The sequence below is a fragment of the Pseudooceanicola pacificus genome (assembly GCF_009789075.1).
Lineage (GTDB): Bacteria > Pseudomonadota > Alphaproteobacteria > Rhodobacterales > Rhodobacteraceae > Pseudooceanicola > Pseudooceanicola pacificus.
Genome location: NZ_WNXQ01000007.1, coordinates 14,942 through 40,537, shown reverse-complemented (window position 1 = coordinate 40,537; position 25,596 = coordinate 14,942). Strand labels below are relative to the sequence as shown.

The 25,596-nt window shown below is 66.8% G+C and carries 26 protein-coding genes; 11 read left to right on the top strand and 15 right to left on the bottom strand.

Annotated elements, in window-relative coordinates; genetic code table 11:
- Positions 1-28: 28 nt before the first annotated feature.
- The 8 genes from GLS40_RS12555 to GLS40_RS12525 form a co-directional block, all read right to left on the bottom strand.
- Positions 29-373 carry a PilZ domain-containing protein gene (locus GLS40_RS12555; RefSeq protein WP_160383082.1) on the bottom strand — a complete coding sequence of 115 codons (345 nt, stop codon included), beginning with the start codon at positions 371-373 and terminating at the stop codon, positions 29-31.
- 135 nt (positions 374-508) lie between these two features.
- Positions 509-1,996 carry a DEAD/DEAH box helicase gene (locus GLS40_RS12550; RefSeq protein ID WP_160383081.1) on the bottom strand — a complete coding sequence of 496 codons (1,488 nt, stop codon included), beginning with the start codon at positions 1,994-1,996 and terminating at the stop codon, positions 509-511.
- Positions 1,997-2,213: 217 nt separating this feature from the next.
- A complete protein-coding gene (locus tag GLS40_RS12545) occupies positions 2,214-2,879 on the bottom strand; it encodes a DedA family protein (protein WP_160383080.1) in 666 nt (221 codons plus the stop codon).
- 117 nt (positions 2,880-2,996) lie between these two features.
- Positions 2,997-4,181 carry a vWA domain-containing protein gene (locus tag GLS40_RS12540; protein WP_160383079.1) on the bottom strand — a complete coding sequence of 395 codons (1,185 nt, stop codon included), beginning with the start codon at positions 4,179-4,181 and terminating at the stop codon, positions 2,997-2,999.
- A 4-nt stretch (positions 4,182-4,185) separates the two neighbouring features.
- Positions 4,186-4,353 (bottom strand): hypothetical protein, encoded by a 168-nt coding sequence (locus GLS40_RS17850; RefSeq protein ID WP_202076135.1) that lies wholly within the window; start codon positions 4,351-4,353, stop codon positions 4,186-4,188.
- A gap of 1 nt (position 4,354) precedes the next feature.
- Positions 4,355-5,725, bottom strand: coding sequence for a DUF2927 domain-containing protein (locus GLS40_RS12535; protein ID WP_202076134.1), 1,371 nt, complete (start codon positions 5,723-5,725; stop codon positions 4,355-4,357).
- Positions 5,725-6,180, bottom strand: a complete 456-nt coding sequence (locus tag GLS40_RS12530) for a GNAT family N-acetyltransferase (RefSeq protein ID WP_160383078.1) — start codon at positions 6,178-6,180, stop codon at positions 5,725-5,727. The genes GLS40_RS12535 and GLS40_RS12530 overlap by 1 nt, the downstream gene beginning before the upstream one ends.
- 82 nt (positions 6,181-6,262) lie before the next feature.
- Entirely contained in the window at positions 6,263-7,102 is an 840-nt protein-coding gene (locus GLS40_RS12525) for an AAA family ATPase (protein WP_160383077.1), read from the bottom strand.
- A gap of 734 nt (positions 7,103-7,836) precedes the next feature.
- On the opposite strand from GLS40_RS12525, the gene dksA reads away from it, so the two are divergent.
- Positions 7,837-8,259, top strand: a complete 423-nt coding sequence (dksA, locus tag GLS40_RS12520) for an RNA polymerase-binding protein DksA (protein WP_160383076.1) — start codon at positions 7,837-7,839, stop codon at positions 8,257-8,259.
- Positions 8,260-8,378: 119 nt separating this feature from the next.
- Positions 8,379-9,599 carry an FAD-dependent monooxygenase gene (locus GLS40_RS12515; protein WP_160383075.1) on the top strand — a complete coding sequence of 407 codons (1,221 nt, stop codon included), beginning with the start codon at positions 8,379-8,381 and terminating at the stop codon, positions 9,597-9,599.
- 4 nt (positions 9,600-9,603) lie between these two features.
- Here GLS40_RS12515 and mnmA read toward each other — a convergent pair whose 3' ends face one another.
- Positions 9,604-10,746 (bottom strand): tRNA 2-thiouridine(34) synthase MnmA, encoded by a 1,143-nt coding sequence (mnmA, locus tag GLS40_RS12510; protein ID WP_160383074.1) that lies wholly within the window; start codon positions 10,744-10,746, stop codon positions 9,604-9,606.
- 145 nt (positions 10,747-10,891) lie between these two features.
- On the opposite strand from mnmA, the gene sciP reads away from it, so the two are divergent.
- The 5 genes from sciP (at position 10,892) to GLS40_RS17845 (ending at position 16,743) form a co-directional block, all read left to right on the top strand.
- Complete coding sequence (gene sciP, locus GLS40_RS12505; RefSeq protein ID WP_160383073.1) at positions 10,892-11,170, top strand: CtrA inhibitor SciP; 279 nt, start codon at positions 10,892-10,894, stop codon at positions 11,168-11,170.
- Between the two features lie 120 nt (positions 11,171-11,290).
- Complete coding sequence (ctrA, locus tag GLS40_RS12500; RefSeq protein ID WP_160383072.1) at positions 11,291-12,007, top strand: response regulator transcription factor CtrA; 717 nt, start codon at positions 11,291-11,293, stop codon at positions 12,005-12,007.
- Positions 12,008-12,157: 150 nt separating this feature from the next.
- Complete coding sequence (gene ligA, locus GLS40_RS12495; RefSeq protein WP_160383071.1) at positions 12,158-14,410, top strand: NAD-dependent DNA ligase LigA; 2,253 nt, start codon at positions 12,158-12,160, stop codon at positions 14,408-14,410.
- Positions 14,407-16,497, top strand: a complete 2,091-nt coding sequence (gene recG, locus GLS40_RS12490; RefSeq protein WP_160383070.1) for an ATP-dependent DNA helicase RecG — start codon at positions 14,407-14,409, stop codon at positions 16,495-16,497. Before ligA ends, recG begins: the two co-directional genes overlap by 4 nt.
- Positions 16,498-16,584: 87 nt before the next feature.
- Positions 16,585-16,743, top strand: coding sequence for a hypothetical protein (locus GLS40_RS17845; protein ID WP_202076161.1), 159 nt, complete (start codon positions 16,585-16,587; stop codon positions 16,741-16,743).
- Between the two features lie 208 nt (positions 16,744-16,951).
- Here GLS40_RS17845 and GLS40_RS12485 read toward each other — a convergent pair whose 3' ends face one another.
- Positions 16,952-18,388, bottom strand: coding sequence for a methyl-accepting chemotaxis protein (locus tag GLS40_RS12485; protein WP_160383069.1), 1,437 nt, complete (start codon positions 18,386-18,388; stop codon positions 16,952-16,954).
- Positions 18,389-18,443: 55 nt separating this feature from the next.
- The gene (locus GLS40_RS12480) at positions 18,444-18,896 is read right to left on the bottom strand and encodes an iron-sulfur cluster assembly scaffold protein (protein WP_160383068.1); all 453 of its coding nucleotides are present in this window, start codon (positions 18,894-18,896) and stop codon (positions 18,444-18,446) included.
- A 65-nt stretch (positions 18,897-18,961) separates the two neighbouring features.
- Between GLS40_RS12480 and hisI the strand changes: the two genes are divergently transcribed.
- Positions 18,962-19,321: a phosphoribosyl-AMP cyclohydrolase gene (hisI, locus tag GLS40_RS12475; protein ID WP_160383067.1), complete on the top strand. Its 360-nt coding sequence runs from the start codon at positions 18,962-18,964 to the stop codon at positions 19,319-19,321.
- Here the strand turns inward: hisI and gluQRS are convergent.
- The 4 genes from gluQRS to GLS40_RS12455 form a co-directional block, all read right to left on the bottom strand.
- The gene (gene gluQRS / locus GLS40_RS12470; protein ID WP_160383066.1) at positions 19,302-20,186 is read right to left on the bottom strand and encodes a tRNA glutamyl-Q(34) synthetase GluQRS; all 885 of its coding nucleotides are present in this window, start codon (positions 20,184-20,186) and stop codon (positions 19,302-19,304) included. The two genes, hisI and gluQRS, sit on opposite strands and share 20 nt — an antisense overlap.
- Positions 20,187-20,220: 34 nt before the next feature.
- A complete protein-coding gene (gene trmFO, locus GLS40_RS12465; RefSeq protein ID WP_160383065.1) occupies positions 20,221-21,573 on the bottom strand; it encodes a methylenetetrahydrofolate--tRNA-(uracil(54)-C(5))-methyltransferase (FADH(2)-oxidizing) TrmFO in 1,353 nt (450 codons plus the stop codon).
- A gap of 39 nt (positions 21,574-21,612) precedes the next feature.
- Positions 21,613-22,923: a cytochrome-c peroxidase gene (locus tag GLS40_RS12460; RefSeq protein ID WP_160383064.1), complete on the bottom strand. Its 1,311-nt coding sequence runs from the start codon at positions 22,921-22,923 to the stop codon at positions 21,613-21,615.
- A 194-nt stretch (positions 22,924-23,117) separates the two neighbouring features.
- The gene (locus tag GLS40_RS12455) at positions 23,118-23,903 is read right to left on the bottom strand and encodes an enoyl-CoA hydratase (RefSeq protein ID WP_160383063.1); all 786 of its coding nucleotides are present in this window, start codon (positions 23,901-23,903) and stop codon (positions 23,118-23,120) included.
- A gap of 57 nt (positions 23,904-23,960) precedes the next feature.
- Here GLS40_RS12455 and GLS40_RS12450 point away from each other — a divergent pair, with 57 nt between their 5' ends.
- The 3 genes from GLS40_RS12450 (at position 23,961) to rpsI (ending at position 25,571) form a co-directional block, all read left to right on the top strand.
- A complete protein-coding gene (locus GLS40_RS12450) occupies positions 23,961-24,410 on the top strand; it encodes a PaaI family thioesterase (protein ID WP_160383062.1) in 450 nt (149 codons plus the stop codon).
- A 196-nt stretch (positions 24,411-24,606) separates the two neighbouring features.
- Positions 24,607-25,068: a 50S ribosomal protein L13 gene (gene rplM, locus GLS40_RS12445; RefSeq protein WP_160383061.1), complete on the top strand. Its 462-nt coding sequence runs from the start codon at positions 24,607-24,609 to the stop codon at positions 25,066-25,068.
- Positions 25,069-25,070: 2 nt separating this feature from the next.
- A complete protein-coding gene (gene rpsI, locus GLS40_RS12440; RefSeq protein WP_160383060.1) occupies positions 25,071-25,571 on the top strand; it encodes a 30S ribosomal protein S9 in 501 nt (166 codons plus the stop codon).
- Positions 25,572-25,596: the final 25 nt, after the last annotated feature.

Sequence of the window (25,596 nt, the reverse complement as noted above, 5' to 3'; positions counted from 1 at the left end):
CGCCGATGCCTTGGCCGCCTGTCGTCTCTCAACCACTCATCAGCCGGGGCCGATAGTTGCGGTGGCGGATGAACAGGGCGTTGAGCGAGGCGACGGCGGATTGCGGGTTGCGGAAGGCCAGCCCGACCTCGTTGCCCGCGATCCATTGGATATCGACCTTCATGAAGCCGATCTGGGCGATCTGCAGGCCGCGGACCGTGTCCATCGGATAGGCAGCGGCGGCCAGCGGCAGGGTCAGCCTTGCGCCACCCAGCGACATGTCGACTGTACGGCACCGTGCGGAATGCTCTTCGAAGACGAGAGTGCAATCCTGGGTTATCTTGTAACGTTCATGCGCGCGGCGGTTGTTCCCGCCCGGACTGATTTTCCACATGCTGCCTCACTCAATACACACCAAAGCCCACACCCAAGACAGTTTATTGTAGCAACAACTTAACGCTGGGTAAACTTGTAGGTGTTTTCAGTGCGCGGACAGTCCGTTCACAGAACTATCCACAGGGCAGGCGGATCAGACGGCTTTGCGCTCTTCGAAGCTGAGGGCGATGAAGCTGGGCATGTGATCGCCCATCCCCGGCGTGGCATTGTCCGACCCGCGCGAAGAGGAACGGCCACGCGACGGGCTGCGCTCGGGCTTGGGGGCCTCTTCGCGGGCGGGGGCCGCCGGGGCGGCGGCTTCTTCGGTTTCGCGCGGTGCGGCGCTCTCACGCGGGGCGGAGCTGCGGGACGACGACGAACTGCGCGAGGACGACGAGCTGCGCGAGGAGGAGCTGCGCGAGGACCGCGAGCGCGACGAGGAGGCGGTGGTGTCCTCGGCTGCGATGTCCTCGGCCGGATCGGCCGTGGCGCTTCCCGCCGGGGCGTCGAGGCGCGGGATCGGTTTCTCGACCAGCTTTTCGATATCGGCCAGGTTCTTTTCGTCGCGCGGGATGCAGATCATCACCGCCTTGCCGTTGCGCCCGGCACGGCCGGTGCGGCCGATGCGGTGGACATAGTCCTCGGCGTGGCTGGGCACGTCGAAGTTGAACACATGGCTGACCGAAGGCACGTCCAGCCCGCGCGCCGCCACGTCCGAAGCGACCAGCAGCTTGAGCGAGCCATCGCGGAATCCGTCCAGGGTGCGCGTGCGGGTCGACTGGTCCAGGTCGCCGTGGATCGGCGCGGCATCCAGCCCGTATTTCTTCAGCGATTTCGCGACGATATCGACATCGACCTTGCGGTTGCAAAAGACGATCGCATTGGTCAGCGCCTCGCCCTCGGCCTCGATCAGGTCGCGCAGCAGGCGGCGTTTCTCGGAGGGTTCGCGATCCTTGCGCGAGCCTTTGAACATCACCACGCCCTGGGTGATGTTCTCACCGGTCGTGGCCTGGCGGGCGACCTCGATCCGCGCGGGGGCGGAGAGGAAGGTATTGGTGATGCGCTCGATCTCGGGCGCCATGGTGGCCGAGAAGAACAGAGTTTGCCGGGTGAAGGGCGTCAGCGAGAAGATCCGCTCGATATCCGGGATGAAGCCCATGTCGAGCATGCGGTCGGCTTCGTCCACCACCATGATCTGCACGCCGGTCAGCAGCAGCTTGCCGCGTTCGAAATGGTCCAGCAGGCGGCCGGGCGTGGCGATCAGGACGTCGACGCCACGGTCGATCAGCATGTCCTGTTCCTTGAAGGACACGCCCCCGATTAGCAGCGCCTTGGTCAGTTTGACGTATTTGGCATAGGTGTCGAAGTTTTCGGCGACCTGTGCCGCCAGTTCCCGCGTCGGGCAGAGCACGAGCGAGCGCGGCATCCGCGCCCGGGCGCGGCCCTTGGCCAGCATGGTGATCATCGGAAGGGTGAAGCTGGCGGTCTTGCCGGTGCCCGTCTGGGCGATGCCCAGGACGTCCTTGCCCTGCAGGGCGTGGGGGATGGCCCCCGCCTGGATCGGGGTCGGGTGTTCGTACCCGGCTTCGGAGATGGCCTTGAGGACCTTGGGGTCCAGATTCAGATCGGTAAACTTGGTCATGTGTATCCGTCGAATTGACGGACACTGTCGGGCCCGCCGCGTCTGGTGGGGTCCGGCCCGGATGGCCCTGCATTCTAATGCAAATTTTAACCCCTGTGCGGCGGCATGTAGCGCAATAGCAACAATTGGTCAATGGGCGGGATGGCCAGTCCGGCAAAAGCTGCGCATAGAAGGAAGATTTTTGTGGATTGGCGGGATCGCGGGGGCATCCCGGGGCTCAGCCCTCGCTGTCGCGCAGCTGCCCGGCGCGCCGGCGGGCCCGCCAGATGCCCAGCCCGATCAGGGCCAGCATCAGGATCACCAGCCCGGCGACCTCATGCGCCAGCATCGCGACATGGGCGATCTGGTCGGCGAACAGATAGCCGAGCCCGAGGTTGATGCCGACCCAGACCGCCTCGCCCGGGATGCCCCAGGCGGCAAAGCGGCTCCAGCCCAGGCCGGCGGCCCCGGCGGCAAAGTTCACGTAAGGCCCCAGCGGGGAAATCGGCCAGCGGCTGAGCAGAACCCCCGGGCCGCCGCGGCGCCGGGTCCAGTCCTCGGCCCTCAGGCGGGCGTCGCGGCGTTTCGGGGCCCGGTCCAGCCAGCGGATCAGCGGCCCGCGCCCGGCGCGCCCGACGAAATAGGCGATCTGGTCCCCGGTGATCGCGCCAAGGAAGCTGGCCACCGCCAGCTGCCACAGTTCGGCGTCGCCGGTGGCCGCGATGGCGCCCGCGATCAGCATGGCCAGCGAGGCGGGCACCGGCAGTGCCAGACAGGACAGGCCGCAGAGCAGGAACATCAGCGAGGGGCCATGCGCGGCAAGCGCCATCGGCAGCCAGGCCTCGAACTCGGCGGCCTTTTCCATCGTCTTCAGTGCTAGGGTGCCGTCGGCCGGTTCCGTCATCGCCCGAGTGAACCATCGCAGCGCGCCCCGGTCCAGCCGCAGCACCGTTCACCGTCGGCCACGTCACCGTGACCGGCGGCATCTGCCGGGTTTCGCATCATCCGCCGGGGCTGGGGTCTAACGGGTCAGTTCCTTCATGCCCTTGGAGAGTCCTTCCAGCGTCATGGGGACCATGCGCTCGTCAAAGATCTCGCGGATCAGCTTGATCGACTGGGTGTAGCCCCAGTATTTCTCGGGCACCGGGTTGATCCACAGGTTGTCGGACCACTGTTCGCGCGCGCGGCGCAGCCAGGTCTCGCCGCTTTCCTCGTTCCAGTGCTCGTTCGCGCCGCCGGGATAGGCGACTTCGTAGGGGCTCATCGAGGCGTCGCCGACAAAGATCGCCTTGTAGTCGTGACCGTAGGTGCGCAGCACTTCGCGCGTGGGCGTCTGTTCCGACCAGCGGCGGCGGTTGTCGCGCCACAGGCCCTCGTAGATGCAGTTGTGGAAGTAGAAATATTCCATGTGCTTGAATTCGGAGCGCGCGGCCGAAAACAGCTCTTCCACCACCTTGATATGCGGGTCCATCGAGCCGCCGACATCGAGGAACAGCAGCACCTTGACCGCGTTGCGCCGTTCGGGCCGGGTCTTGACGTCGAGGTAGCCGTGTTCGGCGGTCGAGCGGATCGTGCCGTCGAGGTCCAGCTCCTCGTCGGCGCCGTCGCGCGCCCAGCGACGCAGGCGTTTCAGCGCGACCTTGATGTTGCGGGTGCCCAGTTCGACCGTGTCGTCGAGGTTCTTGAACTCGCGCTTGTCCCAGACCTTCACCGCGCGCTGGTGGCGGGATTTCTCCTGCCCGATGCGCACGCCCTCGGGGTTGTAGCCCTCGGCGCCAAAGGGCGAGGTGCCGGCGGTGCCGATCCACTTGGACCCGCCCTGGTGGCGCTTTTGCTGTTCGCGCAGGCGTTCCTTGAGCGTCTCCATCAGCTTCTCGAAACCGCCGAGGGCCTTGATTTCGGCCTTTTCCTCTTCGGTCAGGTGCTTTTCGGCCATCTTGGTCAGCCAGTCCGAGGGCAGTTCGACCGCCTCCAGCACCTGGTCGAAGGTGATGTTTTCCAGCCCCTGGAAGGTCTTGGCGAAGGCGCGGTCGAACTTGTCGATATTGCGCTCGTCCTTCACCATCGAAGTGCGCGCCAGGTAGTAGAACGCTTCGACATCATAGGTCGCCAGGCCCACCTTCATCGCCTCTAGGAACGTCAGGTATTCGCGCAGCGAGACCGGAACGGCGGCAGAGCGGAGGTTTTCGAAGAAGGGGACAAACATGAGATCAGACCGTGGCGCGGTGAATGAAGATCGTGGCGAAGAGACCCGCCAATGCGAAGATCATGGCGTAAACGGCCGCGTATTGCAAAATATCCGCGCGGCGCCCCCCGCGTGCGCGGGCCCGCAGGCCGCCAAAGATGGCGCCTGCAATCAGTGCGACGATGACGATCATGTCAGCCTCCGGTTCGTTGTGGGTTGAGCGAGGCGATCTCGCTCAGCTTGGCGCGCACGGCCCATTCGGGGCCGAAGCCGAAGCGCGCCCAGCCCAGGCTGTCGCGTCGGACGGCGCGCGCCTCGGCGCTGCGGCCGAGCTGGTCCAGCGCCTCGGCCCGCAGCATCAGGAGCGAGGCAAGCAGCGCGCCGTTCTCGTAGCGCCGGGCCAGTTCGGGTTGGCCGCGCAGCAGCCGCAGCGCGCCCGCGCCGTCGCCACGGGCGATGGAATGGGCGGCAAGCTGGGCGGCGACATAGGCATTGTGGATCTCGGTCTCGGGGCGGGCGGCGTAGATCGCGCGGGCCTTGCGGTAATGCGTCAGGGCGGATTCCGCGTTGCGGCCCTGGGTCAGGCGCGCATAGGCGTAATGCGAGAAGGCCAGCCGGTGATCCGTCCAGCCCTCGCTTTCGGCAATCGCCAGCGCACGGCCGGCGGCGCGGGTGCGCGCGGCGGGCGAGGCGCCGGGGCCAAGCGCGTTCTGGATCGCATCGGTCCAAGCGCGGGGCGTTTCGGGCAGGAAGCGGGCCGGGCGCCCTTCGCCCCCCGGGTTCAGCCGGGCGAGGATGGCGGGCAGGCGGGCGGCGACCTCGTCGCGGCTCATCCCGCTGTGCAGCGCCGGGTCGTAATAGGCGCGCAGGATCAGCATGTCGAAGGGCGTCAGCACCGTATGGATATTGTCGTCGTTGAAGACCGAATCCGGCAGCCGGTACAGGTCGTTCAGCGGGCCGAGCGCCTGTGCGAGTTCCTCGTGCAGGCAGTCGCGGACCTCCTGCGGGCTGACGTCGTTGGGGATGAAGATCGCGATGGTCTCGCGTTCGTCCAGCCCGGCCCAGTCCGACAGGTTGCGGCGGCGGGCGGCGGAGTATTGCGACAGCCGGGTGATGTTGGGCACAACGAAGCAGGCGGCCTGCGGCAGGTAGCGCCGGATCGAGGCGCCGGGCACGGCCTGGATGGTGATCCCCGCCGCGCCGGTGGAGCGTGCGATATCCAGACCCGCCTCGCGTCGCATCCGGGCCAGCACGCGGTCGAGCTCGGCCGACATGCCCGGGGGCGGGGCGCCGGTGACGCGCACGCGGATCGGCCCTTCGAACCGGGTCAGCCGTTGCAGGCTGCGGCCGGATTCCAGCGCGAATGCCAGGTCCAGGAAATCACGGGCGATTTCGGCATTGGCGCGGGTGACCGGGCGCAGGGGCGCCTCGCCAAAGACCTTCATCGGCGGCATGCGCGGCCCCGACTGGGTCGTCGCGGCACGGGAGGGCGTTTCGGGCCCGGTCGCAACCGGGGCGCAGGCAGACAACGTCAGCAGGGCCAGGGCGACGAGGCGCAGCCCCATCAGAGGGGCCTCTGGTACTTGATGAAATCGGTCTTGGCGGCGATCCGGTCATAGAGCTTCCGGGCGGTGGCGTTGTCCTCTTGCGTCAGCCAGTAGACCGAGGGCGCGCCCCGGCGGTCGGCCTCGGCATAGACTGCCTCGATCAGGGCGCGGCCCACGCCGGTGCCGCGGGTCTCGGGCAGGGCGTAGAGGTCCTGCAGGTAACACACGTTCTCGACCTTCCAACCGTGACGATGGAACAGGTAATGCGTCAGGCCCACGGGCTTGCCGTCAAGAATGGCCATGAAGCAATTGAAATCGTTCGGATCGTCGTTCAGCAACCGGTCAAAGTATACATCATGCACTTCGTCCGTCACGCTGGTGTGGTAGAATTCCAGGTAAAGATCCCAGAGCTGTGTCCAGCTTGCGCGATCATCCGCTTCAAGCGGCCGCACGATCAGGTCATTCTTGGGCATGTGTCACGACTCCGGCATCAGGACGCGCGGTCCGGGGCCGGGTTTGTCCCGGCCTCCGCGCCGCGTCATTGCATTGATGCCCTTATCGCTGGCCCCGGGCCATGAAGGCAAGCCGTTCAAAGAGATGAACGTCCTGCTCGTTCTTCAAAAGTGCGCCATGCAGCTTGGGCAGGGCATTGGCGCCGTCGCGTTTCAGGTCCTCGGGCTGCAGGTCCTCGGCCAGCAGCAGCTTGAGCCAGTCCAGCACCTCCGAGGTCGAGGGCTTCTTCTTCAGCCCGCCGGTTTCGCGCAGTTCAAAGAACTGGGTCAGCGCGGTGGTCAGCAGCGCCTCCTTGATGCCCGGATGGTGAACGGCCACGATCTGGCGCATCGTCTCCATGTCCGGGAAGCGGATGTAGTGGAAGAAGCAGCGGCGCAGGAAGGCGTCGGGCAGCTCCTTCTCGTTGTTCGAGGTGATGATCACGATCGGGCGCTGGCGGGCCTTGATCGTGTCGCCGGTCTCGTAGACGTGGAACTCCATCCGGTCGAGTTCCTGCAGCAGGTCGTTGGGGAATTCGATATCGGCCTTGTCGATCTCGTCGATCAGCAGGACGACCTTCTTGTCCGTCTCGAACGCGGTCCAGAGCTTGCCCTTCTTGATGTAGTTGCGCACGTCGTGCACGCGCTCTTCGCCCAGCTGGCTGTCGCGCAGGCGCGACACGGCATCGTATTCGTACAGCCCCTGCTGCGCCTTGGTGGTCGACTTGATGTTCCACTCGATCATGTCGAGGCCCAGGGCGCTTGCCACCTGTCTGGCCAGTTCCGTCTTGCCGGTGCCCGGCTCGCCCTTGACGAGCAGCGGCCGTTCCAGCGTGACGGCGGCGTTGACGGCGACCGTCAGGTCGTCCGTGGCAACGTAGTCCTTGGTTCCCTCGAATTTCATCGCGAATGCTTCCTCTGCGTGGTCCGAAGCGAGAGTAAAGGACACCGACCGGCACCGCAATCTCTTGCTGGCCGCTCGGCAAGGAGATGCGATTTGAACCGATTCTGCGCAGGGTGGTCCGGTGACCGCCCGGCGGCCCTGCGATCGCGGCGGCGGGCCGCGGAGCCGCGCGGGGTGAAGACAGGCCCGGCGCGAAAGATCCCGGCCGGCACGCCGGGCGAGCGGCGGGGCCCGGGCGCCAGGGCCCCGGACCGAAAGAGGAGGGCGCCGTAACCCCGCGCCACGGCAGTCCAGCCGCGGTGTGCCGGCTGCAACAGGGCCCGGTCCCGGATGCTCGCACAGGCGGCGCCCCGATCCTTGACATTGGCGGGAAGGGGCATCTGCGACACCAGCCTGACGCAGGCCGCAATCAACCTTAATTTCATGATCGAATGGCTCCGGCCAAGTGCCTGTTGGCCGGGGTCGCGGGGCTATCTCTCTAAAGTTTGACGAAAATGCAGGCAATCACTTCAAAACGGCTAAGCACCTGCCAAAGTATTGATTCCCCTTGGATTAGCGAAAACTGGTACACTGTCCGGGTTCGCGACTTATTCACAGTGCCCAACACGCGGACATTTGTAGCGCAAGCCTAGTGACAAGCGAATCTGGTTAGGGTAGATGCTGCGCGCAGGGGTAGTGTGCTGCCTGTCGAAGGTCAGAAAACGACAAAGGCGGCCGTTTTGAGGGAGCCTTGAATGAAAGCCGAGACATTCCTGTCAGACGATTACCGGCCCGCCGAAGACGAGCCATTCATGAACGAGCGCCAGCTCGAATATTTCCGCCGCAAATTGTTGAACTGGAAAGACGATCTTCTCTCCGACAGCCGTGACACCATCGAGTCGCTGCAGGGCAACACGCGCAACATCCCCGATGTCGCCGACCGCGCCAGCGAAGAGACCGACCGTGCTCTGGAACTGCGCACCCGTGACCGCCAGCGCAAGCTGGTCGCCAAGATCGACGCTGCGCTGCGCCGCATCGACGAGGGCGAATACGGCTATTGCGAAGTGACCGGCGAGCCGATCAGCCTCAAGCGGCTGGACGCCCGTCCGATCGCCACCATGAGCCTTGAGGCCCAGGAGCGTCACGAGCGCCGCGAGAAGGTTCACCGCGACGACTGACACCCGGGCCAGCCCACAGTGGGCGGCCTGTCACATCGTGCCTCTTGTCCTTGCGGCAATGCAGAAAAATACCACGCGCCGGGCTTTCGCTCCGGCGCGTTTTGGTATTTGCAGTGCGCATGGATTTTCAGGGATTCAGAACGGTTGTCATCGGTGCGGGGATCGGCGGTCTGGCCGTCGCCCGGGCCCTTGCGCTGCGCGGGGCGCAGGTGACCGTGCTGGAACAGGCAACCGGCATCCGCGAGGTCGGCGCCGGGCTGCAGGTCTCGCCCAACGGGCTGGCGGTGCTGCGCGGGCTGGGCCTGAAATCGGCGATCGAGGCCACCGGCGCTGTCCGGGCCACGGCGGTGTCGCTGCACAATTTCTGCGGCGCGCCGGTGGTGCGCCTGGATCTGGCGCGCCATGCGCCGGGGCAGGGCTATTACTTCTGTCACCGCGCCGATCTGATCGCCGTGCTGGCCGAGGGCGCGCGCCGGGCCGGTGCCCGGCTGCGTCTGCTGCACAAGGTCGACCGCGTCCTGCCGGGCGAGGTGCCCGAGGTCGTCACCTGCAACGGCGCCCGGGTGCGCGCCGACCTGGTGATCGGGGCCGACGGGCTGCATTCCCGCCTCAGGCCCGCGCTGAACGGCGAGGCGCGGCCCGGGTTCACCCGCCAGGTCGCCTGGCGCGCCGTCGTGCCCCAGGAGGGCATGGCCGAGCCCGAGGTGCGCCTGTTCATGGGGCCGGGCCGCCATGTGGTGACCTATCCGCTGCGCGATGGCCGGTTGCGCAACATCGTTGCCGTTGAAGAGCAGCGCCAGTGGACCGGCGAAGGCTGGTCGCAGCGGGGCGAGCCCCGGGCGCTGTCGCAGGCCTTTGCCGGGTTCGGCCCCGAGGTGCGCGGCCTGCTGGACCGGGTGACCGAGGTGCATCGCTGGGGCCTGTTCCGGCATCCCGTCGCGCGCAACTGGACCGGGCCGGGCACCGCTCTGCTGGGCGATGCCGCCCATCCCACGCTGCCCTTCATGGCGCAGGGCGCGAACCTCGCGCTGGAGGATGCCTGGGTGCTGGCCGCGGCGCTGGCTCATGCGCCCGATGTCGGGACCGGGCTGTCGGACTATGCCACGGCGCGCCGGGACCGGGCGGTCCGGGTTGTCGATGCCGCCTCGCGCAATGCCTGGAAATATCACCTGAGCTTTCCGCCCCTGCGCGCCGCCGGACAGGCCGCCATGCGCCTTGGCGGTCGGCTTGCCCCCGCGGCGATGGTGCGCCAGTTCGACTGGATCTATGCCCATGACGTGACCGGCGGGGCGGTGCTGGATCAATCCGCGCCGCAGCCCGCCCTGCCGGACGAGGGCTGAGCCCTCAGCCCTTCCAGATCCAGCCGCCGCCCAGGATGCGCGAGCTGCCGGTGTCGTAGAACACGCAGGCCTGCCCGGGCGACACGCCTTCCTCGGGGGTCAGCAGTTCGACCTCGGCGGTGGTGGCGCTGAGCGGGCGCAGGATCGCGTCGCGCGGGGGGCGGGTCGAGCGGACCTTGACCGAGATATGACGCTCCGACAGGTCGGTGAAGGCACCGTCGCCCAGCCAGTTGATCTCGCGCACCGGGATCGTCCGGGTGGCCAGCAGCTCCTTCGGGCCGACGATGACGCGCCGGGTGTCGACATCCAGCTTGACCACGTAGAGCGGTTCCGACAGCCCGCCGATGCCCAGGCCCCGGCGCTGGCCGATGGTGTAGTGGATCACGCCCTCATGCGTGCCCAGCACCCGCCCGTCGGCATGCACGATCTCGCCCGGCTCGGCCGCGCCGGGGCGCAGCTTCTCGATCACCGAGGCGTAGTTGCCGTTGGGCACAAAGCAGATGTCCTGGCTGTCGGGCTTGTCGGCCACGGGCAGCCCGTATTTCGCCGCCAGCTTGCGGGTCTCGGCCTTGGAGGGCAGGTGGCCCAGCGGGAAGCGCAGGAAGGACAGCTGTTCGGGCGTGGTCGAGAACAGGAAATAGCTCTGGTCGCGGTTGGCATCGGCGGCGCAGTGCAGTTCCGGCCCCTGCGCGCCCTCCATCCGCTGGATGTAATGGCCCGTCGCCATGCAATCGGCATCCAGGTCCCTTGCCGTTTCCAGCAGGTCCTTGAACTTCACCCGCTCGTTGCAGCGGATGCAGGGCACCGGGGTCGCGCCGGCCAGATAGCTGTCGGCGAATTCGTCGATCACCGCGTCCTTGAAGATGTTCTCGTAATCCAGAACGTAGTGCGGAAACCCCATCTCCTCGGCCACGCGGCGGGCGTCGTGGATGTCGAGCCCCGCGCAGCAGGCGCCCTTCTTGGCCAGCGCCGCGCCGTGATCGTAAAGCTGAAGCGTGACGCCCACCACGTCATACCCCTCTTCCGCCAGCATCGCCGCCACGACCGAGCTGTCGACCCCGCCGGACATGGCGACGACGACGCGCGTCTCGGCCGGGGATTTCGCGAATCCCAGCGAGTTCAGTCCTTCGGTGCGGTCCAGTGCCATGCGTCTCTCCTGTCGCCGGTCAGCGGCGTGCGGCAAGTGCCCGAGAATATAGGAAAATGCGATGCTTTCTCAAGGCGCCGTTTCACCCCCCGTTAAAGCCGCAGGGCCATCTTCGCCATGCAAGGGAATGCGGGGATTTATCGCCATGTATCTTAAGAAAGTCCAAGGGCCAAGGGCCGTGACATTGCCGGACGGCAGCGTCATGACCCGGGCCGATCTGCCCGATCCGGGCACCACGAGATGGGTCGCCTCACGCAAGGCGGCCGTGGTGCGCGGCGTCGCCCACGGATTGATCTCGCAGGAAGAGGCTTTGACATGCTATGGGCTGAGCAGGGACGAGTTCCTGGAATGGGTCTCGGCCGTGGCCGAATTTGGTGAAGAAGCTTTGAAGGCGACAAGCGTTCAGAAGTTCCGTCGTACCTAAATGAGGGTATGCCGTGTACATCCTTGAGTTGATTGTCAATTATGTATCTCCACAGTAACCTGTGATTAACTAAATCGCTTCACGATCCGGTGTCGTAGAGCAAATGAATGGAGAACGGGCATGCGCGTCCTTCTGGTAGAAGATGACCCGACGACTTCGAAGAGCATCGAACTGATGCTCACCCATGCCAATCTCAACGTCTACACGACGGACCTGGGCGAGGAAGGCATCGACCTGGCGAAGCTGTACGACTACGACCTGATCCTGCTGGATCTCGGCCTGCCGGACATGAACGGGCACGACGTGCTGCGGCAGCTGCGCCTGGCGCGGATCGACACGCCGATCCTGATCCTTTCGGGCGCGGATGACACCGACAGCAAGATCAAGGGCTTCGGCTTTGGCGCCGACGACTATCTGACCAAGCCGTTCCATCGCGAGGAACTTGTCGCCCGGATCCACGCGATCATCCGGCGCTCCAAGGGGCATTCCCAGTCGATCATCCGCACCGGCAAGGTCTCGGTGAACCTCGACGCCAAGACGGTGGAGGTGTCGGGCAAGTCCGTGCACCTGACCGGCAAGGAATACCAGATGCTGGAACTGCTGAGCCTGCGCAAGGGCACCACGCTGACGAAAGAGATGTTCCTGAACCATCTCTACGGCGGCATGGACGAGCCCGAGCTGAAGATCATCGACGTCTTCATCTGCAAACTGCGCAAGAAGCTGTCGACCGCCACGGGCGGGAACAACTACATCGAAACGGTCTGGGGCCGGGGCTATGTCCTGCGCGACCCCGAGCCCGAGGCGATGGACGAACAGCGCGTGGCCATCGGCGCCTGACCGCCGCGCCCCGCGGAGGCCTGGCCCGGATCGCGCGGCTTCGCGCATTCGGGGCCGCCGCAGACTGGACGCCGCACCATAGGCACCCTATCACTTTTGCGTCGTGACCACCCTCTCCGGGGGATGTCACAGCGCAACAGGGGCGGCCGGATGAGCGAGACGAAATCGATCGAAGCGCTGAGCGAGACTGAGGCAAAGGCGGAACTCGAACGCCTGGCCGCGCTGCTGGCGCAGGCGAACACCGCCTATCACGGCGCGGACGCGCCCGAGATGGCGGATGCGGAATACGACGCCCTCAAGCGCCGCAATGCCGCGATCGAAGAGCGGTTTCCCACGCTCAAACGCCCCGACTCGCCCAGCGATCAGGTCGGCGCGGCCCCGGCCGAGGGGTTCTCGAAGGTCACCCATGCGGTGCGCATGCTCTCGCTCTCGAACGCCTTCGAAGACGCGGATGTGACCGAATTCGACGACCGGATCCGCCGCTACCTGGGTCTGGCGGCGGATGCCCCCCTGACCTTCACCGCCGAGCCCAAGATCGACGGGCTCAGCCTGTCGCTGCGCTACGAGGGCGGCAAGCTGGTGCAGGCCGCCACCCGCGGCGACGGCGCCGTGGGCGAGAACGTGACCGCCAATGCCCGCACCATCGACGACATTCCCGAGGAGATTTCCGGCGCCCCCGATGTGCTGGAGGTGCGCGGCGAGGTCTACATGAGCCACGAGGATTTCGCGGCCCTCAATGCGCGCCAGTCCGACAGCGGCGGCAAGACCTTTGCCAACCCGCGCAACGCCGCCGCCGGCTCCCTGCGCCAGCTGGATGCCGCAATCACCCGGTCCCGGCCGCTGCGCTTCTTCGCCTATGCCTGGGGCGAGACCTCGGAGCCGCTGGCCGACAGCCAGATCGGGGCGATCCGGCGGCTGGAACAGCTCGGGTTCAGCACCAATCCCCTGACCGAACTCTGCGATGGCCCCGCCGAGATGCTGGCCCAGTATCGCCGGATCGAGGCGCAGCGCGCGACGCTTGGCTATGACATCGACGGCGTGGTCTACAAGGTCGACGATCTGGCCCTGCAGGCGCGGCTGGGGTTCCGCTCGACAACGCCCCGCTGGGCGATGGCGCACAAGTTCCCGGCCGAACTCGCCTGGACCCGGCTGGAGGCGATCGACATCCAGGTCGGCCGGACCGGCGCCCTGTCTCCGGTCGCGCGCCTGACCCCGGTCACGGTGGGTGGCGTGGTGGTGTCGAACGCAACGCTGCACAACGAGGACTACATTGCCGGGCGCGACTCGCGGGGCGAGACGATCCGCGACGGTAAGGACATCCGAATCGGTGACTGGGTTCAGGTCTACCGCGCCGGCGACGTGATCCCCAAGGTGGCCGATGTCGACCTGTCCCAACGCCCCGACGGCGCGGAACCCTACGTCTTTCCAGACACATGTCCCGAATGCCGCTCGGATGCGATCCGCGAGGAAGGCGACGCCGTGCGCCGTTGCACCGGTGGCCTGGTCTGCCCCGCCCAGGCTGCGGAAAAGTTGAAGCATTTTGTCTCGCGCGCCGCCTTCGACATCGAGGGGCTGGGCGCGAAACAGGTCGAACAGTTCTACCTCGACGGCTGGGTGAAGGAGCCCGCCGATATCTTCTCCCTGAAGGCGCGCTATGGCCAGGGCCTGCAGCAGTTGAAGAACCGCGAAGGCTGGGGCGAAAAGAGCGCCGACAACCTGTTCGACGCCATCGACACCCGCCGCCGGATCGAGCTGAAGCGCCTGATTTTCGCCCTCGGCATCCGCCACGTGGGAGAGGTCGTCTCGGGCGATTTGGCCCGGCACTACCAGGCCTGGCCCGCGCTGGTCGCGGCCGTCGATGCGGCCCGCCCGGCCGCCGAGGCGCATCTGAAGGCCGAAGAGGCCGAGGCCGCCGAACGCCGCGCCGCCGCCGAAGAGGGCCGGCGCGCCCAGCTCAAGGCGGCCCGCGACAAGGTCTGGACCGAGGCGGAGGTCGGCCCCGAGGCCCGGGCCGCCTGGGACGAGCTGGTCGGGATCGAGGGGATCGGCGCGACGGTGGCGATCTCGCTGACCAAGGCCTTTGCCCAGGCCGAGGAACGCGCCTCGATCGACCGGCTGGCCGCCGCGCTGAGCGACATCGTCGCCGCCGAGGCCCCGTCCACCGCCGACAGCCCGGTGGCCGGCAAGACCGTGGTCTTCACCGGCACGCTGGAAAAGATGACCCGGGCCGAAGCCAAGGCCACCGCCGAGGCGCTTGGCGCCAAGGTCTCGGGCTCGGTCTCGGCCAAGACCGACCTGCTGGTCGCCGGGCCCGGCGCGGGATCCAAGGCGAAAAAGGCCGCAGAGCTGGGAATCGAAACCATCGACGAGGATGGCTGGCTGGCGTTGATCGGCGCGGCATGACCGGCCGGCCGCCCATCCTTTTCCCGCTGTTCGCCGAGCTGACCGCGCTGCCCGGAATCGGTCCTAAATCGGCGCGCCACCTGGGCCAGATCGGGGTCGAGCGGCCGCGCGACCTGCTGTTCCTGCTGCCCCATGCCGCCATCGACCGCCGCCGCCGCGACACCATCCGGGACTTGGAATTTCCCGCGGTGGCGACGGTGGAGGTGACGGTCGGCCCGCATCGCGCGGCGCGCAGCCGGGGCGGGGCGCACAGGGTGCAGGTGCGCGATGCCGAGATGGATTTCTCCCTCGTCTTTTTTCACGCCCGCGCGGAGTACCTGCAGAAACAGCTGCCCACGGGGGCGCGGCGGTTGGTCTCGGGCCGGGTGGAACTGTTCGACGGCGTGCCGCAGATGCCGCATCCGGATCACATCCTGCCGCCCGAAGAGGCCGCCGAGATCCCGGATTTCGAACCGGTTTACCCGCTGACCCAGGGCATCACGCAGCGCATGATGGGCAAGACCGTGCAGGCCGCGCTGGACCTGGCCCCCGACCTGCCGGAGTGGATCGACCCCGGCCAGCTGGCGACGAAAGGCTGGGCCAGCTGGCGCGACGCCCTGTTGCGCGCCCATGCGCCCGAGGCGGCCCTGTCGATTGCTGCGAGCGATCCGGGGCGTGAGAGGCTGGCCTATGACGAGCTGCTGGCACATCAGCTGACCCTGGCGCTGGCCCGTCAGCAGGCCCGGCGCGGGCGGGGGCGCAGCTCAACCGGTGATGGAGCTTTGCGGCGCAAGGTATTGGCATCGCTTCCTTATCAGCCAACCGGGGCGCAGCGGCGCGCGGTGCAGGAGATCGAGGCGGACATGGCCGGGGCCGACCGCATGTCGCGCCTGTTGCAGGGCGATGTGGGCGCGGGCAAGACGCTGGTGGCTTTCCTCGGGCTGTTGATCGCGGTCGAGGCAGGCGGCCAGGGCGTCATGATGGCGCCGACGGAGATCCTGGCGCGCCAGCATCTGGAGGGGCTGGCCCCGCTGGCCGAGGCCGCCGGGGTGCGGCTGGAATGCCTGACCGGGCGGGACCGGGGCGCGGAGCGGCGCGACCGGCTGGCGCGGCTGGCGGCGGGCGAGATCGACATCCTGGTCGGCACCCATGCGGTGTTCCAGGCCGATGTGCAATTTGCCGATCTGCGGCTGGCCATCGTGGACGAACAGCACCGGTTCGGCGTGCGCCAGCGGCTTGAACTGGGGCGCAAGGGCGCGCTGGCGGACGTGCTGGTGATGACGGCAACGCCGATTCCGCGGTCGCTGGCGCTGGCGAGCTACGGCGACATGGATGTCTCGGTGCTGGACGAGAAACCGCCGGGCCGCAAACCCGTGACCACGGCGCTGGTGTCGACCGCCCGGATGGACGAGATCGTCGCGCATCTGCGCGGCGCGATTGCCGAGGGACGGCAGGCCTATTGGGTCTGCCCGCTGGTCGAGGAGAGCGAAAGCGTCGACCTCACCGCGGCCGAGGAGCGGTTCAAGCATCTGCGCGCGGCGCTTGGCGAGGGCAACGTGGGGCTGGTGCATGGCCAGATGCCGCCGGCCGAGAAGGACGCGGCGATGGCGCGCTTCGTTGCCGGCGAGACCGCGGTCCTGGTGGCGACAACGGTGATCGAGGTGGGGGTCAACGTGCCCAATGCCTCGATCATGGTGATCGAGCGGGCAGAGATCTTCGGCCTTGCACAGTTGCACCAGCTGCGCGGACGGGTCGGGCGGGGGGAGGCGAAATCGACCTGCGTGCTGCTCTACCGTGCGCCGCTGAGCGAGGCGGGCGAAAGGCGCCTGTCGCTGCTGCGCGAAACCGAAGACGGGTTCCGCATTGCCGAGGCCGACCTGGAGATGCGCGGCGCCGGGGATGTGATCGGGGTCGCCCAGTCCGGCCTGCCGAGGTTCCGCATCGCCGACCTGGAGCGGCAGGGCGGGCTGATGGCGGTGGCGCAGAGCGATGCACGGGCGCTGCTGGCGCGCGATCCCGGGCTCGAGGGCGCGCGGGGGCAGGCGGCCCGGGTGCTGCTCTGGCTGATGGGGCAGGACGAGGCGATCCGCCTGATTTCCGTCGGCTGACATTTCCCTTGGCCATCAATGGGTTGCCATTTTGTTCCAGAATGTTCTCAAAAAGTTCTTGCCGCGGCGTTAAGGATATGAGAACAAATGAGCAACAACGCAACGCATACGGAGGACCCCGACATGCTGGAACGGATCAAGTCGATGGCCGCGCAATCGCCTGACACCCTGTTGCAGGACGCTGTCGGCGCCGTCGCGTTGATGGTCATGCTTTACGGTGCGCTGCATCTGCCCACCCTGGTCTGAAAGTTTTCTGCCCGCGATTTCGTGCCCGAAGACCCCACGCTGCCTGACATCCCCCAGATGCGGCAGCACTCTGGATTGCCTCTCTGGACGCCGGCTTTGTCTCATTCCCCGGCCGGGTTTTCATGTCCCCCACGAAACCGCATTCCTTCCGCCGCCTTCCCCTGGAAGTGCGGCGGTTTTTTTTTGCCCGCCAGTCAGAACCCGCCAGTCAGAAGCGGTAGGCCAGTCGCAGACCGCCCCAGTGCCGGCCGTGCACCGTGATCGGGGCCGAGACGTCCTTCATCATCACGAATTCCCCGCCGCCCATGTCGCGACGATAGACCTGCAGCAGGAACGGGTCGGTGCTTTGGCCGGCCTTGAGGCCGACACGGTCGTTGAAGATGCGGCGATTGCGGCAATGCGACTGGTTCCACACCGGGTCCTTGCCGGGGCGTTGCGAGAACTTGCGGTTGTGGGTTGGCAGATAACCCTTGCGGTCGACCGCGGCACAGAAGACCACGCGCGGGTCGAGCTGCAGGGTCGGCTCCTGCACCTGGGGAAAGAGCGTGTCGGTCAGATGCGTGAAACGGGCCATGACCTGCGGCGGATCGGTGTTCGGTATCGGCCGGTAGCTGGTGTCGAACAGGTCCTCAATCGCGAGTCGGTCAGCCTCCACCGCCTCTTCGAGCAGGCGGGACAGTTCGGCTGCGTTCTGTTGCGCGGCGGTGATGAAGACCGAGTCGTCGGAGGTGCCGCCAAGCTCGACACTGTCCTGCACGATCGTCTCGGACCCGTCGATCAGGCGGTTGATCCGCTTGTGTGCCGTGCCGACGCCCGAGACGCTGTGATTCACCGCGTCCGATATGCGCGACAGATGGGGGTGGAAGTCCTGCAAGGCCTGCTGGGCTTGGGTCAGGTCGGCCGAAATCAGGTCGGACTGCTGGCGCGTGCCGGCGATCTGGCGGCTGGCATCGCAGAGCACGGCAAAGGTGGCCTCTCCCATCTCGCCGACCTGCTGGGCCCGGCGCGTGACATTGCCGGACTCGGTCTGCAGTTCGGCCACCCAGTCGGTGATGTTGCGCACGTTGCGGCTGACGTCCTGCGAGGCGGTGCCGGTGCGTTGCGACAGCTCGTTGATGGCATCGGCGACAACCGAGAATCCGCGCCCGGCCTCGCCCGCGCGGGCGGCCTCGATCTTGGCGTTTATCGCCAGCATGTTGACCTGCGCGGCGATGGTCGCGATCTGGTCGTTGTTCTGGTTCACAGCGTCCAGCATGTGCTGCACGCTGTTGCTGCGCTGATCCAGGGCGATGATCCAGTCCGTCATCTCGCGCCAGTTGGCGGTGGTGTCGCCCATGCTCTGCTCGGCCTCCTCCAGCCGGGACAGGGCCAGGGCAACCGTGGCGGTCATCCCCGACAGGGTTTCCGTCACCGAGGTATTGACCTGCATCAGGTGCGACGCGCCCTCGTTCAGCGCGCGCAGGCGTTCCAGCTGGTCCTGCGCCTGGCTGTCCAGACCTTCGAGAAACCCGGCGAGATCGACGATTTCGCGGCCGAGGTCCGCCGCGGCATGCGCCAGCCGGTTGATCCTGCGGTCCACCGATGTGGCATCGGCCGGGGGGTCGGCCCGGGCGTTGCCATAATGCGTTGTCTGGGCCGGCTGCATGCGCGCTCCCTCCATGTCGACGGACATGGATTAGAGCGAAATTCCCAATGTGAGGTTAAGCGCAGTTGCTTTGTTCGGCTTTTTCCATCGCCTCGGCCACCGCTTCCAGCGTCAGCATGATCGAGGCGTGGCGGTTGCGATATTCCCGCGCGGGGCGCAGCACCTCCAGCTCCTGGAACGGGGCGGGCGGCGTCGGCCCGTCGTCCTTGAGCATGGATTTGAGCGCATCGCGCGCGGCGATCACCTCGTCCCGGGTGCGCCCGATGATGGCGCTGCCGACGATGCTGGCCGAGGCCTGGCCCAGGGCGCAGGCGCGCACCTCCTGCCCGAAGCCGTCGACCCGCCCGTCGCTCAGCCGCACGTCCACCGTCACCGTGGACCCGCAGAGCGGCGAGCGCCGCTTGACCGTGGCATCCGCGTCGGACAGCCGCTCCTGGTGGGGAATGTCGGCGGCCAGCGCAAGGATCCGCGACGAGTAGAGTTTGATCAGATCACTTTCGCCGGACATGGCTGTTCCTTTCCGCTTCGCCACAATAGATAAGGCGTCGTGATCTCGATGCAAAGGTCGGAAACATGCGCCTCGATCCCAAGACACTGAAGTTCGACCGCGACGGGCTGATCCCGGCCATCGCGCAGGACGAGGAATCCGGCGATGTGCTGATGATGGCCTGGATGAATGCCGAGTCGATCAGGGCCACGCTCGACAGCGGGCGGGTGACCTATTGGTCGCGCTCGCGCCAGGCGCTGTGGCGCAAGGGCGAGACCAGCGGGCACGTGCAATTGCTGGTGGAAATGCGCATCGACTGCGACCGCGACACCCTGCTGCTGCTGGTGCGCCAGACCGGGCCGGCCTGTCACACCAACCGGCGCAGCTGTTTCTACACCGCGGTCGGCAAGACCGAGGAATACGAGCTTATGGGGCCGATGTACTGAGCGGTAGCCCGACCATGCGCCGGATGTCCTGCGCGCTGGCGCCTTCGGCCCGGTAGAGGGCAATCGCCCGGGAGTCGTCGCGTTTCGCCAGCCGCTTGCCTTGGGCATCGCGGATCAGGCGGTGGTGGTGGTAGCCGGGCAGGGGCAGGCCCAGCAGGTGTTGCAGCAGGACATGGATAAAGGTCGCCTCGAAGAGGTCGGCGCCCCGGGTCACCAGGGTGATGCCCTGCGCGGCGTCATCCACCGTCACCGCCAGGTGGTAAGACGTGCCCATGCCGCGCCGGGCCAGCACCACATCGCCGATGCCCTTGCGGACCTCAGCCGCTGTCATCACGGGGCTGCCGGGGCCCTGCGGCGCGTCGGGGCCGGTCTCCGTGAAGCCGAGCGCGTCGATGCCCAGCAGGTCGAGCGCGCGGGCAGTGTCGAGCCGCAGGGCGCCGTCGGGCATTGGCCCGGTGCGCGGATGCCTGGCGCGGCAGGTGCCGGGGTAGACGGGGCCATCCGGGCCGAGGACCGGCGCGCCCTCCTGCGGGGCCTGCAGCGCGGCGGCGATGTCGTGGCGGTTGCAGTCGCAGCGGTAGAGCAGGCCGCGCGACCAGAGTGCCGCGAGCGCCGCGCGATAGGCGGGCATGCGGTCGGACTGGCGCATTACCGGCTCGGGCCAGCTCAGCCCCAGAAAACGCAGGTCGTCGCGCAGCTGCGCATCCCATTGCGGGCGCGCGCGGCTCCGGTCGATATCCTCGATCCGCAGTTGAAAGGTGCCGCCGCTGGCCCGGGCCAGGTCATGCGCGACCCAGGCGGCATAGGCGTGGCCCAGGTGCAGCGGGCCGGTCGGGGATGGGGCGAACCGGGTGTGAAACGTCATCTTCTTAGCCACTTGCCCGGCGGTCTTCACGTTTTCAGGCCGGCGCGGTCGCGCCTTGCAGCCAGTCCTGCCACAGCGCCTTGGCCCGGTCGGTATAGCCCTTGTAGCGATCCTTGCGCCCGCGCCGTCCGCCCTTGACCCCGTCGAGCGGGGGAAACAGGCCGAAGTTCACGTTCATCGGCTGGAACGTCTTGGCATCCGCGCCGCCGGTGATATGCGTCACCAGCGCGCCGGTGGCGGTTTCGGGCGGGGGCGGCGGCAGGTCGATCCCGAGGATCGCCGAGGCCGCCATGCGCCCGGCCAGCAGCCCCATCGCGGCGCTTTCGACATAGCCCTCGACCCCGGTAACCTGACCGGCAAAGCGGATATGCGGGCGCGAGCGCAGGCGCAGGCGGTCGTCCAGCAGGCTGGGCGAGTTCAGGAAGGTGTTCCGGTGAATCCCGCCAAGGCGCGCGAAACTGGCGTTCTCCAGCCCGGGAATCATTTTGAAAACATCGGTTTGCGCGCCGTACTTCATCTTGGTCTGAAAGCCGACGATGTTGAACAGCGTGCCAAGCGCATTGTCCCGGCGCAGCTGCACCACCGCATAGGGTTTCACGTCGGGCCGGTGCGCATTGGTCAGGCCGACGGGTTTCATCGGCCCGTGGCGAAGGGTCTCGCGGCCGCGTTCGGCCATGACCTCGATCGGCAGGCAGCCATCGAAATAGCCCGCCGTCTCGCCCTCGTGAAACTCGGTCTTGTCCGCGGCCAGCAGCGCGTCGATGAAGGCCTCGTACTGGGCGCGGTCCATCGGGCAGTTCAGATAGGCCTTCTGCTCGGCCTCGGTCTCGCCCTTGTCATAGCGGGACTGGGCCCAGACCACATCCATGTCGATGCTGTCGGCATAGACGATGGGTGCGATGGCGTCGAAAAAGGCCAGCCGTTCGCTGCCCGTCTCGGCCTGGATCGCGCGGCCCAGCCCTTCGGAGGTGAGCGGGCCGGTGGCGATGATCCACTGGCCGCTGTCGGGCAGGGCGTCGATCTCGCCACCCTCGACCCGGATGCGGGGGTGGGCGGCGATGGCGGCGGTCACCGCCTCGGAAAACGGATCGCGGTCGACAGCCAGCGCGCCGCCGGCGGGCAGGCGGTGGCGGTCGGCCGTCTGCATGATCAGCCCGCCGGCCTGGCGCATTTCCCAATGCAGCAGGCCCACGGCATTCTGCTCGCTGTCATCCGAGCGGAAGGAGTTCGAACACACCATTTCCGCCAGGTTGCCGGTGCGATGCGCAAATGTGCCGACCTGCGGGCGCATCTCGTGGATCACCACGTCGACCCCCAGCTGGGCGGCCTGCCAGGCGGCCTCGGATCCGGCCATGCCGCCGCCGACGATATGCAATGTCTCTGTCATGCCCGCGATCTAGGCCATCCGGGCCCGCTTGGGAAGGGCTCACCGATCCAGCGGCAGGCCCGAGGGCAGGCGGTCGGGCGGTCCCAGCCGGTCCTTGCCCGCGCCGGGGTCGGTCAGCGCGTCGAGGAAGGCGACCAGGTCGGCGATCTGGGGATCGGTGAGCGAGACCGGCGCGATCTCGGCGGACATGGCGATGCGCATGACCTCGTCGAAATTGTCCATCACGGTCCAGTCGCCGTCATCGAGTGTCACGTCATGCAGCCGCGCCTGCGAGCGGTCATAGCTGCCAAGCGCGCCAAACGGGTCCAGGTGGTGACGCACCACGCCGTCGAGCGTGGCATAGGCGCCGTCATGGCCATAGGGCGCGGTCTGGATCACGTTGCGCAGGGACGGGGTGCGAAAGCGGTAATTGTCTTCCTCCAGCCCCGTCACGGCGCCCCGGCCCAGGTCGACATGGGTTTCGGCGACCAGGCCAGGCCCCATCTGGGGCATGCCGATGGAATGAAACCCGTGATCGGTCTGCAGCGCGCCGGAATGGCAGGCGGCACAGCCGGCGGGGCCGTAGAACAGTTCCATCCCGCGGGTCTGCGCCGAGTTCAGCGCGGTTTTGTCCCCGGCGAGGTAGCGGTCGAAGGGGCTGTCGATGGCCATGAATTCGTGGCCGATATAATCCGCCAGCGCCCGGCCGATATCGGTGATATCCAGCGGCCGGTTGCCCAGCACGGCGGTAAACCTTTCGGCATAGGTCGGGTTGTTGGCGACGCGCGAGGTCACGATGAACCATGCCCCGCCGGGACCGGAGTAATTCCCCGCCGCCACCGCATCGGCCACCGCGTTTTCGCCCGGATGACCGGCCATCTGGTCGGGGTCCGACAGCGGCAACAGGGCCTGCGCGGCCAGGACCGAGGGCACCGGGCGCTGCAGATCTCGCCCCGGGGGCATGCGGATGCCGAAGGGCGCGTCAGGGTCGGCCTCGACCCGGCCGTCGAGCATCAGCGAACGGACGTCGAAAGCGCCGAGGTTGAACAACCCTGGGGCGTTTCGGGCGATCCGCGCGACGGGCCGGTTGCGCGCCGTGACATGGCGGTCGGGCCCAAGCGCCTCGGCCCCTTCGCCCAGCGACAGCGACATGGAATCCGTCGTGCCCATCGAGGGGTGATGGCAGGTGGCGCAGGAGATGTTGAGATTGCCCGAAAGCAGCGGGTCGAAGAACAGGTCGCGGCCCAGCAGGGCGAGGTCCATATCGACCGGAGCGAAATCCGCGTGGGTCACCGGTTCGGGCACGTCGTCGGCCAGAGAGAGAGTGGCCTGGAGAGACAGAATGCCTACGGTGACCCACACGCGTCTCATTCTTCACGTCCATTCAATAAATGCGGTTTTTTCTTAGCAATTGCAAATAAGGCGCAAAAGAGGCCCCGAAGGAATTTCTGTGGCGCATTTGTGGAAACATTGACTGATGGCGCTGATTCAAATGCACAACATTGTGGCACGGGGTCCTGGCTCCTGGTCTTGCCGTCCGGACAGTTGGACAGAAACTCGGCGGATTATTGCTGCCACCCGGGCGATCTTTTGGCGAGGAAGGCCTCGATTCCTTCGTTTGTGTCGTCGAGCAGCATGTTTTTGACCATCGCGTCGCCGGTGAAGGCATAGGCCGACTCGATAGGCATCTCGACCTGGGCGTAAAACGATTCTTTTCCGATGCGCACGGCGGCCCCCAGTTTGGCCGCGATCTTGTCGGCCAGGGCGGTGGTTTCGGCGGCCAGCCGGTCGGCGCGGACGGAGCGGTTGATCAGCCCCATCTCCACCGCCTTGGGCGCGTCGATGAAGTCGCCCGTGGTCAGCATCTCGAAGGCGCGCTTGCGGGACACGTTCCGCGAGAGTGCCACCATCGGGGTCGAACAGAACAGGCCGATGTTCACGCCGTTGACGCCGAACCGGGTATCCTCGGCGGCAACGGCCAGGTCGCAGGTTGCCACCAGCTGGCAGCCGGCCGCCGTGGCGATGCCGTGGACCTGCGCGATGACAGGCTGGGGCAGGGTGCGGATGGCGCCCATCACCCGGGTGCAGCGGGCAAAGAGATCGGCAAAGGCGGCGGCCCCGCCATCGTCGGACTGGCGCGCGGCCTGCATCTCGCGCAGGTCGTGCCCGGCGCAAAAGCCCTTGCCCGCGCCCGACAGGATGACGACGCGCACCCCGGGATCGGCGCGGATCGCGTCGAGTTCGCCCTGCAGCGCGGCCAGCATGGCGTCGGACAGGGTGTTCAGCCGCTCGGGCGCGTTCAGGGTCAGGTGAGCGGTGGCCCCCGTGTCGTGACGTTCCAGAATTGCCATCTTGTGCCTCCTCCCGGTTTCATCGGACTCTAGGGCCGTTAAGGGAAGAGGAAAAGCATGGACCTACGGATGGATGCGGCAGAGTTGCAGGTGTTCCTGGAACGGGAATTCCCGCAGGTGAACAATGAATACCGGATCGAGGCGCTGGCGCCGCACAGCATCTCGGTGCGGCTGGCGGTGCAGAACCGCCACCTGCGCCCGGGCGGCACGGTGTCGGGGCCGACGATGTTCGCGCTGGCGGATGTGACGGTCTATCTGGCCGTCCTTGCCATGATCGGGCCGCGCGCGCTGGCGGTGACGACAAACTGTTCCATCGACTTCATGCGGCGTCCGGCCTCGGGGGCGGACCTGATTGCAGAGTGCAAGCTGTTGAAACTGGGTCGCATTCTGGCCGTGGGCGATGTGCTGATCCACTCTGACGGCGTGGCGGCGCCGGTGGCGCGGGCCACGCTGACCTATTCGATCCCGCCGGTCGGGGTCGAAACGGCCAGCCCCGCAGGGGCGTAGCCGCGCCGGCGGCGGGCGCTGCCGCTGCGGCCCGATGGCCGGCGGGGCGCCTGGGGGCGGGCTGTTTGATGGGGTATTTAAATACCGTAATTGCAATGCCTTGTTTTCAAACGGTTTTATCCGGATGTCTGCGCTTGACTGCGCCCCGGAAACCTTTAGAACACCGCAATCCGAATTCCACGCTCAAGGTAGTGACATGAAAACCTTCACCGCGACTCCGGCGGATATCGACAAGAAGTGGATCCTGATCGACGCAGAGGGCGTCGTTCTGGGCCGTCTTGCGTCGATCGTCGCCATGCGGCTGCGCGGCAAGCACAAGCCGTCGTTCACCCCGCACATGGACATGGGCGACAATGTGATCGTCATCAACGCCGACAAGGTGCAGATGACGGGCAAGAAGCGCACCGAAAAGAAATACTATTGGCACACCGGCCATCCGGGCGGCATCAAGCACCGCACCGCCGAACAGATCCTTGAGGGTGCACACCCCGAGCGGGTCGTGACGGCTGCGATCAAGCGCATGCTGCCGGGCAACCGCCTGTCCCGCAAGCAGATGACCAACCTGCGGGTCTATGCCGGCGCCGATCATCCGCACGAGGCGCAGACGCCCGAAGTGCTGGATGTGAAAGCGATGAACTCCAAGAACACGCGGAGCTGAGAATGGCCGATCAAATCAATTCGCTCGAAGAGCTGAAAGGCGCCGTGTCCGAGACTGTCGGTGGCGTCGCGGCGGCGGCAGATATCGAAATCTCGCGTGAGCCGGTGCGTGACGAGCTGGGCCGCTCTTATGCGACCGGCAAGCGCAAGGACGCCGTCGCCCGCGTCTGGATCAAGCCGGGTTCCGGCAAGGTCGTGGTGAACGGCAAGGAAATGGCCGTCTACTTCGCCCGTCCTGTGCTGCAGATGATCCTGCGCCAGCCGTTCCAGGTGGCCGGTGTCGAAGGTGAATTCGACGTCATGGCAACCGTGGCCGGTGGCGGTCTTTCGGGTCAGGCCGGTGCGGTCAAGCACGGCATCTCGAAGGCGCTGCAACTCTACGATCCCTCGCTGCGCGGCGCGCTCAAGGCCGCCGGGTTCCTGACCCGCGACAGCCGCGTCGTGGAACGGAAGAAGTACGGCAAGCGCAAGGCGCGCCGGAGCTTCCAGTTCTCCAAGCGCTGAGGCATCTGCCTGTCCATTCGGAAAA